Below are 13,899 nucleotides of genomic sequence, written 5' to 3' on the forward strand. Positions count from 1 at the left end.
TATGACCATAGGTGTGGGTGGGTCTGATCCCGAACATGAACTGCAGCAGTTGGAGACAATGACCCAAGGGCTGCAACCCATAGGTGCACAAGAGTACCGTCAGCGGCAGGTGGCGGCTACCACAGCCATGAAGGCACAGGGAGTACGTGCCCTGTTCATCAATGCCGGGGTCAATCTGAACTACTTTACCGGCCTTAAGTGGTCCCCCAGCGAGCGCATGGTCGGGGCGCTGCTGATGGACAGTGGTGATCTTGTCTACATCGCCCCCCATTTCGAGTGGGATACCTTAAAAGAGTTTATGCAGGTGTCGGCGCCCATCGCCGGTTGGCATGAGCACGAGTCTCCCTATGAATTGGTGACCGGTCTTCTGAATGACCATGGCATCGCCGCCGGCAAGGTGGCGGTTGACCCATCGGTTCCCCTGTTTCTCTACGACGGGCTGAAGCTGGCAGGTGCCAAACTGGACTGGATTAATGGCGCAGCCCTGTTTCAGTCTCTGCGTGCCCGCAAGAGTGACTCTGAACTGGCTCTCATGCAGTGTGCCAAGAGCATGACCCTGGAGGTGCACAAGGCGGCAGCCAGAATTCTTCGTCCCGGCATCACCACCACCGAAGTGGTGGCGTTTATCGATAAGGCGCACCGCAAAGTCGGTGCCCCAGGTGGCTCCAGTTTCTGCATCGTCCTCTTTGGTCTGGCCACCAGTTTCCCCCATGGCGTTAAGGAGCCTCAGGTGTTGCAAGAGGGGGACTGGGTGCTGATCGACACCGGCTGCATTGTTGAGGGGTACCATTCGGACATCACCCGCAGCTACTGCTTTGGCGAACCCAATGAGCGCCAGCGCCTGGCCTGGGAGGCGGAAAAGGCCGCCCAGTTGGCCGCCTTTGATGCCGCCCAGCCGGGTCGTCCCTGTGAGTCGGCGGATTATGCCGCCCGAGAAGTGTTGTGCTCCTATGGTTTTGGACCCGACTACCGCCTTCCAGGCCTGCCTCATCGCACCGGCCATGGTTGCGGCATGGAGATCCACGAGGGGCCCTATCTGGTGAGGGGGGAAACCCAGCCACTGGCTCCCGGCATGGTGTTCTCCAATGAGCCCATGCTGGTCCTGCCCGGGGAGTTTGGTGTCAGGTTGGAGGACCACTTCTACCTTACCGAGGCTGGCCCGCGCTGGTTCACCGAACCGGCTTACAGCATCGATGACCCCTTCGGTTACCGCAGGGGATGATGGCCCCCTGGGGCGGCGAAAAGTCGTCGCCCCGACCGGTGACATGGAGTAACTTGGTAGTCAGGCTTCACACGGAATCTGTGTATGAGTTACATCAAACTGGCGCTTCGGGCTCTGGAGCGCAACGATCTCAAGTTCGTCCACCACCTCAATAACAACCGCAACATCATGGCCTACTGGTTCGAAGAGCCCTATGAATCTTTCGATGAGCTGGAGCAGTTGTACAACAAGCATGTCCACGACAACGCCGAACGCCGGTTTGTGGTGGAGGACGTGGATGGGGAACTCATCGGCCTGGTGGAGTTGATTGAGATCAACTACATCCATCGCAGCGCCGAGTTCCAGATCATCATTGCCCCTGAGCATCAGGGCAAAGGGCTGGCCAGGCAGATGATCAACAAGGCTTTGGATTACTCCTTTACCATCCTTAACCTGCACAAGGTCTATCTGCTGGTGGCCCTGGAGAATGAGCGGGCCCTGCACCTTTATCGGGAGTGCGGTTTCCTGGAGGAGGGCCATCTGGTTCAGGAGTATTTCATCAACGGTCGCTATTGTGACGTAAAACGGATGTACATTCTGCAGCATCAGTACCTTGCGCTGCACTCAGGCTCACCGGAGTAGGGCAGAGGATCGCGATGGTGACCAGGATCACGATCGCGCCTCTTTACTCTCATGACCGAATTATCATCAGCTTGGAATAAGGTTGTAACAAAGTGGGTTTTGACCTGCGATCCTTTGAAGGCTAGTATCGTGGGGTTTTGAATCTATTAGCTCCATATATCATAAGGATATGCTGATGAAACGCGTCATTATTGGTGGCCTGTGTGCCTCCGCCCTGCTGGTAGCAGGCTGTGCCCAAAATGAAACTTCCCAGCCTACTGCTGTTGCTCAAGCCGTTCAGAAGCAGCTGAGTTCTGGCATCGAGTTCCAGAACTTCGACACCACCGTCCGCCCTCAGGACGATTTCTACTCTTACGTGAACGGTACCTGGATGAAGACCACCGAGGTACCAGCGGATCGCACCAGCTCCGGTGCCTTCTATGACCTGCGTGAGAAGGCCCGCGATGACGTTAAGGTGATCATCGAAGAGCTGGCCGGCATGCCTGGCCTGAAAGCGGGCAGCGACGAGCAGAAAGTGGGCGATCTGTATCGCTCCTTCATGGATACCGACACCATCGAAGCGCTGGGCCTGAGCCCGCTCAAGTCTGAGATGAGCAAGATTGCTGCCATCGACAGCCGCGACGACGTAGTGGCCTACTTTGCCCACAGCCAGATGATTGGCGCCGGTACCCCCATGGCCTTCTACGTAAACGTGGATGCCAAGAACTCCGAGCGTTACGCCACCCACATTTGGCAGGCGGGTCTGTCTCTGCCGGATCGCGACTACTACTTCAACGAAGGCGAGCGCTTCGTCAAGATCCGTGAAGGCTTCCTGGCCCACATGGAGAAGATGTTCACCATGGCTGGTGTGGCCAACCCCGCCGATGCCGCCAAGACCGTCCTGGCCATCGAAACCGCCCTGGCCAAAGGCCACTGGACCCGTGTTGAGAGCCGCGACAGCGCCAAGCGTTACAACAAGTATCAGGTGGCGGACTTGTCCAAGCTGTCTGCCAACATCGACTGGAACGGCTACCTGAAGGTGATCGGCGGCGACAAGCAGCCCGACATCATCATCAACCAGCCCAGCTACATCGAGACCCTGGGTCAGGTTCTGGCTGACAACTCCGTTGAGAACTGGAAGACCTACCTGAACTGGCACCTGCTGACCTCCTACGCCAGCTTGCTGCCCAAGCAGTTTGACGACGAGAACTTCGACTTCTTCGCCCGTCAGCTGAACGGCCAGGAAGTGCAGAAGGAGCGTTGGAAGCGCGCCGTATCTCTGGTGAGCGGTAACCTGGGTGAAGTTGTGGGCAAGGTGTACGTAGAGAAGCACTTCCCGCCAGAGGCCAAGGCCCGCATGAGCGAGCTGGTAGAGAACCTGCGTAAGGCCTACGGCGCCAGCATCGATGAGCTGGACTGGATGAGCCCGGAAACCAAGGTGAAGGCCAAAGAGAAGCTGGCTGCCTTCACGCCTAAGATCGGTTACCCAGACAAGTGGGAAGATTACTCCGCCCTTGAAATCAAGGCAGACGATCTGGTTGGCAACTCCATCCGCTCCTCCCTGGTGTCCCACGACAAGGATCTGGAGAAGCTGGGCGGCCCAATCCGCCGTTATGAGTGGCACATGACTCCACAGACTGTAAACGCCTACTACAGCCCTGTGATGAACGAGATCGTGTTCCCGGCCGCCATCCTGCAGCCTCCGTTCTTCAACATGAACGCCGATGATGCGGTGAACTACGGCGGTATCGGTGCGGTGATCGGCCACGAGATGGGTCACGGCTTCGATGACCAGGGTTCCCGTTACGACAAGGACGGCAACCTGAAGAACTGGTGGACCGAGTCCGACCTGAAGGCGTTCAAGGAGCGCGGCAGCGCCCTGGTCGCCCAGTACGACGGTTACCAGGTGTTCCCCGACCTGAACGTGAACGGCAAGCTGACCCTGGGTGAGAACATCGGCGATCTGTCCGGTGCCACCATCGCCTACAAGGCCTACAAGATGTCTCTGGAAGGCAAGGAGGCTCCGGTAATGGATGGCCTGACCGGCGACCAGCGTTTCTTCATCGGCTGGGGTCAGATCTGGCGTGGCAAGTACAAGGAGCAGGCGCTGCGTAACCGTGTAGCCACTGACCCGCACTCTCCTTCTCAGTTCCGTGCTAACGGTCCTCTGTCCAACATGGACGAGTTCTACACCCAGTTTGAGGTGAAGGAAGGCGATGCCATGTATCTGCCACCCGAGAAGCGCGTAAAGATTTGGTAAATTAAATCTTGCTACAATTCAACACCCTGCCTCGGCGGGGTGTTTTTGTATTAACACTTTGGCCGGGAAGGCCGATACAGGAGGAACAGCCTGGTCCCGACGCTGTGGCTTAAATTTGTAAGCCGATTTAAGGGAGTGGTCCAGGCTGTCGCTGTAGTACCTGGGATCGTTTGTCGTGATAACCGGCCGGTCCTACATCGCTGCACCAGGCAGCACAATAAATACCACGCAGATAGGTAGAGATGATGAAGTTATCCGTAGTGAGTCTGGCCCTGATGGCCATCGCCGCGCCCGCCAGTGCCGTAGTAGGCATGGACGCCAAGAGTGCCGGTGCCGGCTACACAGGTATCGCCAGCGGCGATTTCACCCGCGCCCCTCTGAACCCCGCCCTGTTAACCCGTTTTCAAGAGAGCGATGACCTCTATATCCGCTTGGGTGTTAATGCCCTGGCCAAGGAGTATGAGGATGCTCTGGATCAGGTGGATGATACTCAGGACGCCATTGAGCGCTTCGAGGATAAGATCAACGCCATGGATCCCAATGATCCACCCACTCAGGCCGATGCCGACGCCCTGTTGCGCGAACTGGAAGCCCTGGATAACACCCGCCTGGTTGGCGAAGCCAACCTGGACCTGGGAATTTTTGCTCCCTCCAAGAAGCTGGCCTGGGGCCTGACCATTGGCGGCTATGTGGTGGGCAACGGTGATTTCGATTACGACGATAACGACCGGGTCCTGGTTGAACAGGCACTGGTGACCGGCGTTTTCGACCCTGACCAGCTGCAGTCCGAGGGGGTGGCCCATGCCGTGGTGGTGTCCGAAGTGGCACTGAACCTGGCCCGTGAGTTTAAACTGCCCAGCATCGGTGAGTTCAGTGTCGGTGTGTCGCCCAAGTACCAGCGACTGGACACCTATCTCTATCGCGCCAACATCAATAACTACGACAACGATGACTACTTCGAGGATGAGTACCTGAGCGATGACTCCGGTTTCAACCTGGATTTGGGCTTCTACAAGAGCTACGGCAACTGGCGCTTCGGTCTGGTGGGCTACAACCTGATCAAACACTCCATCGACAATGTGGAGGGCAACACCATCAGCCTGGAGCCCACTTACGCTGCGGCGGTGGCTTGGCAGAAGGGGATCTTCGGTGCCACGGTGGAGGCGGACCTGGTTGAAGACGAGTCTTTCGTGGTGGATAGCAACGCCCCTCAACTGCTGCAGCCTCGCCAGATGGTGCGCACCGGCCTGGAGTTGACCTGGACCCATATTCAGCTGCGTGGCGGCTATGTTACGGACCTGTCTGACAACTACGAGGACCTGCTGACCGTGGGCCTGGGGATCACCCCCTGGGACAGCTTCAGCCTGGATCTGGCGGCTCAGTTCGGCGATGACGAAGAGCGCGGCGCCGCACTGCAGTTGGGCTGGAAGTTCTAAGCCCGGCTGCCGTCAGCAAAGAGACAAAAAGGCCAGCCCCCCGGGGCTGGCCTTTTTTATTGGGCCGGTTAGCTCTCAGGCAGCGGCTGGCGTTTGCGCCGCAGTCTGGCCGGAGACTTGAGCCTTTGGGTCAGAAACACCCCCAACAGGGTGAGACCGCCGCCAAGATAATGCGCCTGGGACAGGCTTTCGCCCAGCAGCCAGACCGCCAGGCCGGTGCCAATCAGCGGGTTCAGGTTCATAAAGGCGGTACAGCGGTTGGCGCCCAGGGCCTGAATGCCCCGCAGCCAGCTGTAGGTGGCGAACAGGGAGGCCACCAGAGCGGCGAACAGCACCATGGGCCAGGCTTCCATGGACACGCTCTTGTCAGCTTGGGTCAGGTAGACCGGCAGCAGCCACAGGGCGCCCATACTCATCTGCAAAAACAGAGAGGGCCAGGTGGAGAAGGGCAGTTTCCACTTGCGCAGCAACACCCCGTAAAGGCCGTAACAGACCGCACCGAGAAGCAACAGCACGTCACCCTGGTTCAGACTTTGGTTAAGCAGGTCCAGGGGGTGCCCCTGAGTCAGCAGCACAGACAGACCCAGGAAGGAGATCAGCGAGCCGGCGACCATGCCCTGGGTGGGCGCCTCCCGGTTCAGCACCACGCCCCAGGCCATGGTCATCATGGGAACCACGGAGCCGATGAGCGCGATGTTGGTGGCAGAGGTGGTCTGTGCGGAGACATAGGTCAGGGTCTGCAGCACCACCATGCCCAGGGCACCGAGGACACTGAGCTTAAAAAAGTGCTTGCGAATGGCCCGGCGTTGGCGCCACAGGGTGGGCGCCACAAAGGGAAGCAGCACTAGGGCGGCCAGCAACCAGCGATAGAAGGCAATGGTTCCGGGGCTGACCACGTCCACGGACATCTTGCTGACAATACCGTTTCCCGCCCAGGCGATCACGGTTGCCAGGGGGAAGAGGTAGGCGGATTTGCTCACAGGCAACGACTCCACACGAAAAGGGTTATCTACTACGGGAGCGCATTGTAAATGTGACAGCAAAAATAGATATAACGATTTTCTGACAAGGTGTTATGCTCTCAGGACAGTTTTTTGTGATCGGTACAGAACAGTTATGGATCAGGAGCTTGCCAGCGAAGTTTTGGAGCGATATCCGCTGCCATTTGAAACTTCCGCCAGTGATATCTATCTCCACCGGGAAGATATCGCTGCCGACACCACCTTCCTGCCTCACAGCCACGCCTGGGGTCAGTTGAACGTGGTGGAGCAGGGGGTGATCGAAATTACCGTAGATGGCCGCCCCTTCCTGTCTCCGCCTCAGTACGCCATCTGGATCCCACCCCTGGTGGAGCACACCAGTTACAGCCGGCAGAAGGTCAGTTACCGGGCCCTCTATCTGCGTCCTGAACTCTCGGCCAGGCTGCCGGGCAAGGCCTGCATGATCCGCCTCTCCGGGGTGTTCCGGGCGGTGATGGAGGATTTCGCCGATCGCAAGCAACAGTATGCCAGCACGCCGGAAGACCATCGTCTGGCCATGGTACTGGTGGATCAACTGCTCCGAGAGGAGCCCATGGCGGCCTATTTGCCCCACAGTGACGATCCGCTGCTCAAACCCATTCTGGCCGCCCTGCAGCAGGATCCCTCGGACAAGCGCACCCTGGCCCAGTGGGCGGAGCGGGTGTACAGCACCGAACGCACCCTGACTCGCCATTTCCATCGTCACCTGGGGATGAGCTTCAGCGACTGGCGACAGCGGCTGCGATTCCTCGAAGCCCTGGGAATGCTGCGCCGAGGCATGAAGGTCAACCAGGTGGCGTTGGAGCTGGGCTACTCCAGCCCTTCGGCTTTTATCACCATGTTCAGCCGGCTGGCCGGGACCACCCCGGAGCAGTACCGGCGTCAGAGAAATCGTCAGAGTGGTGCTTAGCAAAAGGTCAACAGAGCAGTAGAATGATGGAAGAGCGGCGTCAGTGCCGACAAGAATAATTTGTAGATCAAGGAAGTAGAGAGTGGCCGATTACACCAATGTTCGCCGTGAGTACCTAAAGGGCGGCTTGCGCCGCAAGGATCTCCCTGAGGAGCCCATGGCACTGTTTGAAATCTGGATGCACCAGGCCAGTGAAGCAGGATTGTCGGACCCCACCGCCATGAGCCTGGCTACCGTCGACAGCCAGGGCCAGCCCTTTCAACGCATCGTGTTGCTGAAGAAGTTTGATCGGGATGGCCTGGTGTTCTTCACCAACCTGGGCAGCCGTAAGTCAGAGCACATGGCCCACAACCCTAAGGTCAGTTTGCTGATGCCCTGGCATGAGCTGGAACGTCAGGTGCATTTCACTGGAGAAGCCGAGCCTCTGACCAAGAGGGAGGTTCTGGCCTACTTTGTCACCCGTCCCAAGGACAGCCAGATCGGTGCCTGGGTCTCTCAGCAGAGCAGTCGCATCTCTGCCAGGCAAGTGCTTGAGTCCAAATTTCTAGAGCTGAAGCAGAAATTTGCCAAGGGTGAGGTGCCTTTGCCGGATTTCTGGGGAGGGTATCGGGTGAAGCCGGACTCGGTGGAGTTCTGGCAGGGCGGGGATCGTCGTCTGCACGACAGGTTCCTCTATACCTCTGATGGTGCTCACTGGCAGGTGGAGCGGTTGGCGCCCTGAAGGGTGTGATTGCGGCGAAAGGTCAGCCTGACCTCGCCGTTGCATTTGGTCCCGGCTTCTTGCCAGCCAAGGTGCAGGTAGAAGCCATGGGCCCGGGTACGGGCGTCGGTGGAGAGGCGGATCTCCTTCACCCCTTGTGCAAACAGCCAGTCACAGGCGGCGTCCAGCAACTGTCGACCCAATCCCTGGCCCTCCCATTCCGGCAGCAGGAACAGGGCCCAGATGCTGGCATCGGCGGCGTCAGCAATGGAGAAGCCAACGATGCGGTCGCCCACTTCACAGACCCAGCCCCGGCCTCGTTCTTTCAGGTAGCTGGCCACATCGGCATCCTTGATGCTGCCGGGGACCGACAGGCGGTTTTCGCGCACGGCATTGCGCACCACCTGGATGGCGGGAATGTCTTCCCAGTTGGCCGGCCGCAGTTGAATTTGGCTCATCCAAGGGTCCAAAAATTGTTCAAATCTGGTTTAATGATAATTAACCAACTGAAAAACGCCAGAATTTCCGAACTTTGTTTTAAGGTGTTTCGACCAGTTACTGAATAAAAATCTATATAATGCATCGCAGTATTTACACAACGGGGTATGAAGATGGCAGATCTTGATCATCTGTTTGAGCGCAATAAGCAGTGGGCCGAGCGCGTCGAGAAAGAGAATCCAGAGTTTTTTAGCCAGCTGGTAGAGCAACAGTCTCCTGAATACCTGTGGATCGGCTGCTCCGATAGCCGGGTGCCGGCAAACCAGATCATCGATCTGGCGCCAGGGGAGATCTTCGTTCACCGCAATATCGCCAACGTGGTGGTTCACAGCGACATGAACTGCCTGTCGGTCATTGAGTACGCCGTTGATGTTCTTAAAGTGAAACACATCATCGTTTGTGGTCACTATGGCTGTGGTGGTGTCAACGCCTCCATGCAGGGGGATTACCTGGGCCTGGCCAGCAATTGGTTGCGTCACGTTCGTGACACCTACGAGGACCACAAGCTGCTGCTGGACGAGATGAGCACCGAGGACCGTGGCAATCGCCTGTGCGAGCTCAATGCCATCGAGCAGGCCGCCAATGTCTGCCAGACCACCATTTGTAAGGCTGCCTGGGACAGGGGCCAGGATCTCAGTGTTCACGCCTGGATCTACGACCTGAAAGGGGGCCTGATCACCGACCTGGGGCTGACCGTCAACGGACGTGGCCAGGTGTGGGAAGCTCGCAAAGCCGCCATTGAGGCGATAAACAGCCAATAGCCTCCCGGTCATTTCTTGCTATAGTCTCCTTAGGAGCGAAGGTAAACGGCGAAAAAAGTTGCTCTTTTTTCGCCATTTTCCATGGAGTGCAAGATGATCGTCCGTCCCCGCCAGTCAAAGCAGTATCGCGGCGAGATCCGCAGCAGTCACAGCGCATCAGAGGTGTTTCCTTTGATGTGTCCGGTGCGTGAGCGCGAATGGGTACCAGGATGGGATCCTCTCATGGTGTGGAGTAACAGTGGCCGAGTCGAGTCAGACTGTGTCTTCACTACCCAGGAGCCCGCCGGGCCAGCCACCTGGTATGTCCTGGAGTCAGATCCAGAAAAGGGCCAACTGGAACTGCTTAAAACCCTTCCTGAACAATTGCTTACCCGTATCCGTATCGGCGTCTGCCCAGCACCCCAGGGGTGTGTCATCCAGCTCAACTACCTGTATACCGCCATAGGCCCCAGGGGCGACAAGCAGCTGGAACGCCTGGATGACGGGTTTTGGGAAGAGTTTGTTCAGCGTTGGGATAAGGCGTTAACCCGCTATTTTGAAAATCAAAAAAGGACAGCATGATGGCCAGATGGATAGCCCTGATTTTCCTGTTGTTGGCTCAGCCCGCCTGGGGCTGGGACCTGGATCCCAAGCTGGAGCCCCTGCGCCCTTTCCTGGGTAAAGTGTGGCGTGGTGAGTTTTCCGATTCGACTCCGGAGAAGCCGGTGATCGATGTGTCCCAGTGGCAACCAGCCCTGCAGGGCAAGGCGGTGCGCATTACCCACTCCCTCAACAAGGGGCAGTATGAGGGGGAGACCATGATGGTGTGGGATGAGCAGGCGAAAAGCCTGGTGTTCTACTACTTCACCACCGCAGGCTTCTACACCAAGGGTACCGCGTACGCCAAAGATGGCGTGTTCTATTTTCATGAGCAGGTCGCCGGCGCAGGAGAGGGGATCAAAGAGGTCCGCTCCGAGGTGCGTCTTGTGGACGGTGAGATGCACCAGCAGGCCTACTATCTGAAAAACGGCGACTGGGTGAAAGGGCACAGCGCCATCTATCAGGCGGTGCACTGATTCGAACACCCCACCAACAAAAAACGCCTCGCGATTGCGAGGCGTTTTGGGTTCTGGTGCTCAGGATACCTTCTTGTGTTCCTCTTCGGGAGCAACAAACTGCGCCAGTTCATCGGCGAACACCTGATGCAGCTCCTCTTCGATATCACGCAGACGCTCTCGCAGCTCCGAGATGGTTTGGGCGTCTTTAAAGCGCCTGTGTAACAGGGTATTGAGTTCAGTTCTGGACTGCATCAGTAACCTCCTTAACCTACTGAACTCAAGTATGGGCGCCCCTAGGGAAATTGCCAGTCGACCTTAGTTCAGCGTTGTGGCTTCAGAACCTGTTCTCTGATTTGTACCAAAATCAGCCGAGGATCGCCATGGAATTGAACAACACTATTTTCGAACACTGCATTCGGTGAACCAGTTTAGATAAGGGGCGCGTGTCAGCGCGAAGAAAAGCGGCTGATGCCTCAGCCGTGGGTAACCAGGGGTGGGCTCAGCTCTTGGCGTGCACACCCTGTTTGCTCCCAAACCCGGGCAGGCCGTAGTGGCGCTGATACCCAACCAGGTTGGACAGGATAAACAGCGACTCCAACGCGATGGCCATGGGAGAGCCTATCACTATGTTGTGGGCCAGCCAGAAACTGATGCCCACCAGCATGGTGAGCCTGAGCTGGCGATCGCAGCGACGAAATGCGGCCAGGGTCTGGATGGTGCTGCCAATCCCGCTCAGCAAGCTGGGCAGGCCCGCCCAGGTCAACAGGGTGACCCCAACGCCTGCAACCACAAACACCCCTTGCCAGCCCTTGGCGGTACTGAAGAGGCTGACGGCGAAGCGGGCGCTGGCCAGCAGCATCAGTCCGGCGCCGGTCCACTGCTCCAGCAGCCCGAAGTGCACCGAGGTCAGCAGGGTGGACAGGCACAGACACTGGAGAATGCGGCGGCGTTGGCGAAACTGGAAAGAGCTCAGATCCAGCAGTATGGCGACGGCCACCAGGGCCTGGGAGATGAGAAAGGGAGACATGGGCAATCCGGGTACAGCTTAGGTTGGCGTCAGTCTCGCTCTATTTGCGTTTCCCGGCATTAACCTTGGTTAATGCGCCGGCGAATCCGTGACAGGCTGATGGGGCTGATGCCAATGTAGCGGGCCAACTGGGCCTGGCTGATGCAGTCCAGCCATTCGGGCCAGCGCTTGAGCAGAGCCAGATAACGTTCCTGGGGCGTATTGAGCAGGAAAAACGCCTCCTTCTCCTCCTTGTACAGCAGTTGCTGTTTCATCAGTGCCAGGACCAGCCTCTGGCACTGGGGCAGTGCCAGCAGGGAGAGGGGGACTTTGAGGACCTCTACGCGGGAGAGGGCTTCCAGCTGGTAGTCGGCGGGGCGCCCATCTAGCCAGCTGGCGTAGAGGAAACAGAGCTCATTGGGAAAATAAAACTCTTTGCAATGCTCCTGGCCGTCATCGGAGTAGTGACAGGCGCGCAGCACGCCGCTGCCCAGAAAAAAACCATGGGTTTGCTGGGCCCCTTGGGGCAGGAGCACCGAGCCTTTGGACAGCGTCTGAGCCTGACAGCTGGCCAGTGGGGGCAGGGGAGCGCCCTGGGCACCCCCCAGCTCAGCAAGAAAGGCGTTGAACTGTTCAGTGATCACAGTGCAATCACAGTGTTGCTCAGAGCCACCTGGCCGCCTTTTCCTCGTCGGTTACTGCCAGCACACTGGTGGATTGGGCGGCGGCGGTTAACTCCAGCTCGCCACTCATCAGCTCATCCCGGCGGAACCAGTGACACTGCAGGCGGGCGCCCACGCCGTAGCGGTTCAGGCGCTTGTCCAGATCGCCGCTGACCTGCAGGCCATCGACGGCCACCAGAATATCGCCGGCTGCCAGACCCAGCTTGTGAGCACTGCCACCTTCGGCAACGTTGACAATTTTGACGCCCAGGCCAGCGACACTGTACTTGGCGCCAAGCTCAGTGGTCAGGCCTTCGCCTTGAGTGCCCCCTTTGTCAGTGTTGGCAGTGGCAGTGCGCAGACTCAGCTCAATGCCGAACTCTTCAAGCAGGGGCGCCAGCGGCAGGTCCTCGGTGGAGTGCAACCAGGCGAACAGGTCCGAGGCATCCCGGCCGATGAGCTCGCTGACGATCTGCTGATGGGTGTCGTCTTCGGTGCCTATGCCCTGGCTGCCATAGTCTGCCCACAGCCGCTGCATCAGGTGATCGATGTTGGCCTTGCCGTCGGTCTCCTTACGGATAGACAGGTCCAGGAACAGGGCAAACATTGCGCCCTTGGTGTAGTAGCTGACGATGGCGTTCTGAGCGTTTTCATCCTGTTTGTAGAACTTGGTCCAGGCATTGAAGGAGCTGTCGGCCAGGCTCTGCTTGAAACGGCCAGAGCCTCGGGTGACCCGGGTCATCAGCTCTCCGAGCATGGTCAGGTAGGTGTCACGGTCGACGCAGCCCGCACGGTAGGTGAGCCAGTCGTCATAGTAGGAGGTGATCCCCTCATAGGCCCACAGTTGGCTGGTGTAGCTCTCCTGCTCCAGATCATAGGGCACAAAGCGGGCGGGCTTGATCCGCTTGACGTTCCAGTTGTGGAAATACTCGTGGGAGCAGAGGGACAGGAAGGTGCGGTAGCCCTCGGTCATGTCGGGCTCGCCTTTGGCGGGCAGATCGCCGCGACCACACACCAGGGCGGTGGAGGCGCGGTGTTCCAGGCCACCAAAGCCTTCCCCCAGGACCATGGTCATGAACAGGTAGTAATCGTAGGGAGCCTGACCGCCAAAGAGATCGATTTCGGTTTCGCAGATCTTTTTCAGGTCGGCGCAGATACGGTCGGTGTCGGCCCAATGGCGGCCGGTGAGCACCAGGTCATGCTGCACGCCCCGGGCCTGGAAGCTGGCCAGGGTAAAGGTGCCCATCTCCACGGGATGATCAATCAACTCATCGTAGTTGGCGGCCTGGTAGCGGCCGAAGGCGTAGCGTTCGGTGTTGTCTGCCAGCGGCATGGCGGTGGCCACTCGCCAGGCGCCATATTGGGTACCGGGTGGTGGCAGGATCTCCAGCTGAACCGATTCCGCGTCACGGCCTTCAACTTTCAAGAAAACACTGGTGCCATTGAAGAAGCCATGGGTCTGATCCAGGTGGGCGCTGCGTACGGACAGATCCCAGGCGTACACCCGGTAGCTCAGGGTCAGGGCATCGCAGTCCTCCTCCAGCTGCCATCGCTGCTTATCCAGCTGGGTCAGCTTGATCTGGCGGTCGCCGTCAAAGCCCTTTACTTCAATCAGGTTGCGGGCGAAGTCGCGCACCATATAGCTGCCGGGAATCCAGCTGGGCAGGGAGAAGCGCTGACCCGGGTGGCAACTGCCGACCTCCAGGGTGACTTCAAACAGGTGGGCGTGAGGGTCGATGGGACAGATGCGGTAGAGCAACATGGTCTTGATATCCTTTGGCTGGGTCC

At 58.4% G+C, this 13,899-nt stretch carries 15 protein-coding genes; 9 read left to right on the forward strand and 6 right to left on the reverse strand.

What is annotated here, in order from left to right; all coding sequences use genetic code 11:
* The first annotated feature begins 1 nt into the window (after window position 1).
* The 4 genes from QUE41_RS09410 (at window position 2) to QUE41_RS09425 (ending at window position 5,518) form a co-directional block, all read left to right on the forward strand.
* A complete protein-coding gene (locus QUE41_RS09410) occupies window positions 2-1,222 on the forward strand; it encodes a M24 family metallopeptidase (RefSeq protein ID WP_286342931.1) in 1,221 nt (406 codons plus the stop codon).
* Between the two features lie 84 nt (window positions 1,223-1,306).
* Entirely contained in the window at window positions 1,307-1,843 is a 537-nt protein-coding gene (speG, locus tag QUE41_RS09415) for a spermidine N1-acetyltransferase (protein ID WP_286342619.1), read from the forward strand.
* 175 nt (window positions 1,844-2,018) lie between these two features.
* The gene (locus tag QUE41_RS09420; protein ID WP_286342620.1) at window positions 2,019-4,082 is read left to right on the forward strand and encodes a M13 family metallopeptidase; all 2,064 of its coding nucleotides are present in this window, start codon (window positions 2,019-2,021) and stop codon (window positions 4,080-4,082) included.
* A gap of 245 nt (window positions 4,083-4,327) precedes the next feature.
* Window positions 4,328-5,518, forward strand: a complete 1,191-nt coding sequence (locus QUE41_RS09425) for a conjugal transfer protein TraF (RefSeq protein WP_286342621.1) — start codon at window positions 4,328-4,330, stop codon at window positions 5,516-5,518.
* A 68-nt stretch (window positions 5,519-5,586) separates the two neighbouring features.
* Here QUE41_RS09425 and QUE41_RS09430 read toward each other — a convergent pair whose 3' ends face one another.
* Complete coding sequence (locus tag QUE41_RS09430) at window positions 5,587-6,498, reverse strand: DMT family transporter (RefSeq protein ID WP_286342622.1); 912 nt, start codon at window positions 6,496-6,498, stop codon at window positions 5,587-5,589.
* Between the two features lie 136 nt (window positions 6,499-6,634).
* On the opposite strand from QUE41_RS09430, the gene QUE41_RS09435 reads away from it, so the two are divergent.
* Both QUE41_RS09435 and pdxH read left to right on the forward strand, forming a co-directional pair.
* Window positions 6,635-7,447 (forward strand): AraC family transcriptional regulator, encoded by an 813-nt coding sequence (locus QUE41_RS09435; protein WP_286342623.1) that lies wholly within the window; start codon window positions 6,635-6,637, stop codon window positions 7,445-7,447.
* An 82-nt stretch (window positions 7,448-7,529) separates the two neighbouring features.
* Window positions 7,530-8,168 carry a pyridoxamine 5'-phosphate oxidase gene (gene pdxH / locus QUE41_RS09440; RefSeq protein WP_286342624.1) on the forward strand — a complete coding sequence of 213 codons (639 nt, stop codon included), beginning with the start codon at window positions 7,530-7,532 and terminating at the stop codon, window positions 8,166-8,168.
* Here the strand turns inward: pdxH and QUE41_RS09445 are convergent.
* Entirely contained in the window at window positions 8,138-8,605 is a 468-nt protein-coding gene (locus QUE41_RS09445; protein WP_286342625.1) for a GNAT family N-acetyltransferase, read from the reverse strand. The two genes, pdxH and QUE41_RS09445, sit on opposite strands and share 31 nt — an antisense overlap.
* 153 nt (window positions 8,606-8,758) lie before the next feature.
* Between QUE41_RS09445 and can the strand changes: the two genes are divergently transcribed.
* From can to QUE41_RS09460, 3 genes are all read left to right on the forward strand, one after another.
* A complete protein-coding gene (gene can, locus QUE41_RS09450; protein ID WP_286342626.1) occupies window positions 8,759-9,406 on the forward strand; it encodes a carbonate dehydratase in 648 nt (215 codons plus the stop codon).
* A 93-nt stretch (window positions 9,407-9,499) separates the two neighbouring features.
* Window positions 9,500-9,967 carry a hypothetical protein gene (locus QUE41_RS09455; RefSeq protein WP_286342627.1) on the forward strand — a complete coding sequence of 156 codons (468 nt, stop codon included), beginning with the start codon at window positions 9,500-9,502 and terminating at the stop codon, window positions 9,965-9,967.
* Window positions 9,967-10,461 (forward strand): hypothetical protein, encoded by a 495-nt coding sequence (locus tag QUE41_RS09460; RefSeq protein ID WP_286342628.1) that lies wholly within the window; start codon window positions 9,967-9,969, stop codon window positions 10,459-10,461. Before QUE41_RS09455 ends, QUE41_RS09460 begins: the two co-directional genes overlap by 1 nt.
* Before the next feature lie 60 nt (window positions 10,462-10,521).
* On the opposite strand, the gene QUE41_RS09465 is transcribed toward QUE41_RS09460, so the two are convergent.
* The 4 genes from QUE41_RS09465 to QUE41_RS09480 all read right to left on the reverse strand — a co-directional run bounded on the left by QUE41_RS09465 (window position 10,522) and on the right by QUE41_RS09480 (window position 13,873).
* A complete protein-coding gene (locus tag QUE41_RS09465; protein WP_157509183.1) occupies window positions 10,522-10,695 on the reverse strand; it encodes a hypothetical protein in 174 nt (57 codons plus the stop codon).
* Between the two features lie 247 nt (window positions 10,696-10,942).
* Window positions 10,943-11,470 (reverse strand): YgjV family protein, encoded by a 528-nt coding sequence (locus QUE41_RS09470; protein ID WP_286342629.1) that lies wholly within the window; start codon window positions 11,468-11,470, stop codon window positions 10,943-10,945.
* A gap of 59 nt (window positions 11,471-11,529) precedes the next feature.
* A complete protein-coding gene (locus QUE41_RS09475) occupies window positions 11,530-12,093 on the reverse strand; it encodes a Crp/Fnr family transcriptional regulator (RefSeq protein WP_286342630.1) in 564 nt (187 codons plus the stop codon).
* 19 nt (window positions 12,094-12,112) lie between these two features.
* On the reverse strand, window positions 12,113-13,873 hold the full coding sequence (locus QUE41_RS09480; RefSeq protein ID WP_286342631.1) for a M61 family metallopeptidase: 1,761 nt from the start codon (window positions 13,871-13,873) through the stop codon (window positions 12,113-12,115).
* Window positions 13,874-13,899: the final 26 nt, after the last annotated feature.

It is taken from the genome of Ferrimonas sp. YFM, from assembly GCF_030296015.1.
GTDB lineage: Bacteria > Pseudomonadota > Gammaproteobacteria > Enterobacterales > Shewanellaceae > Ferrimonas.

Excerpts from the sequence above, each read along its gene's own strand:
- QUE41_RS09410 (WP_286342931.1), top strand. The coding sequence starts at position 2 with ATGACCATAGGTGTGGGTGGGTCTGATCCCGAACATGAACTGCAGCAG.
- speG (WP_286342619.1), top strand. The coding sequence starts at position 1,307 with ATGAGTTACATCAAACTGGCGCTTCGGGCTCTGGAGCGCAACGATCTC.
- QUE41_RS09420 (WP_286342620.1), top strand. The coding sequence starts at position 2,019 with ATGAAACGCGTCATTATTGGTGGCCTGTGTGCCTCCGCCCTGCTGGTA.
- QUE41_RS09425 (WP_286342621.1), top strand. The coding sequence starts at position 4,328 with ATGAAGTTATCCGTAGTGAGTCTGGCCCTGATGGCCATCGCCGCGCCC.
- QUE41_RS09435 (WP_286342623.1), top strand. The coding sequence starts at position 6,635 with ATGGATCAGGAGCTTGCCAGCGAAGTTTTGGAGCGATATCCGCTGCCA.
- QUE41_RS09445 (WP_286342625.1), bottom strand. The coding sequence starts at position 8,605 with ATGAGCCAAATTCAACTGCGGCCGGCCAACTGGGAAGACATTCCCGCC.
- can (WP_286342626.1), top strand. The coding sequence starts at position 8,759 with ATGGCAGATCTTGATCATCTGTTTGAGCGCAATAAGCAGTGGGCCGAG.
- QUE41_RS09455 (WP_286342627.1), top strand. The coding sequence starts at position 9,500 with ATGATCGTCCGTCCCCGCCAGTCAAAGCAGTATCGCGGCGAGATCCGC.
- QUE41_RS09460 (WP_286342628.1), top strand. The coding sequence starts at position 9,967 with ATGGCCAGATGGATAGCCCTGATTTTCCTGTTGTTGGCTCAGCCCGCC.
- QUE41_RS09465 (WP_157509183.1), bottom strand. The coding sequence starts at position 10,695 with ATGCAGTCCAGAACTGAACTCAATACCCTGTTACACAGGCGCTTTAAA.
- QUE41_RS09470 (WP_286342629.1), bottom strand. The coding sequence starts at position 11,470 with ATGTCTCCCTTTCTCATCTCCCAGGCCCTGGTGGCCGTCGCCATACTG.
- QUE41_RS09480 (WP_286342631.1), bottom strand. The coding sequence starts at position 13,873 with ATGTTGCTCTACCGCATCTGTCCCATCGACCCTCACGCCCACCTGTTT.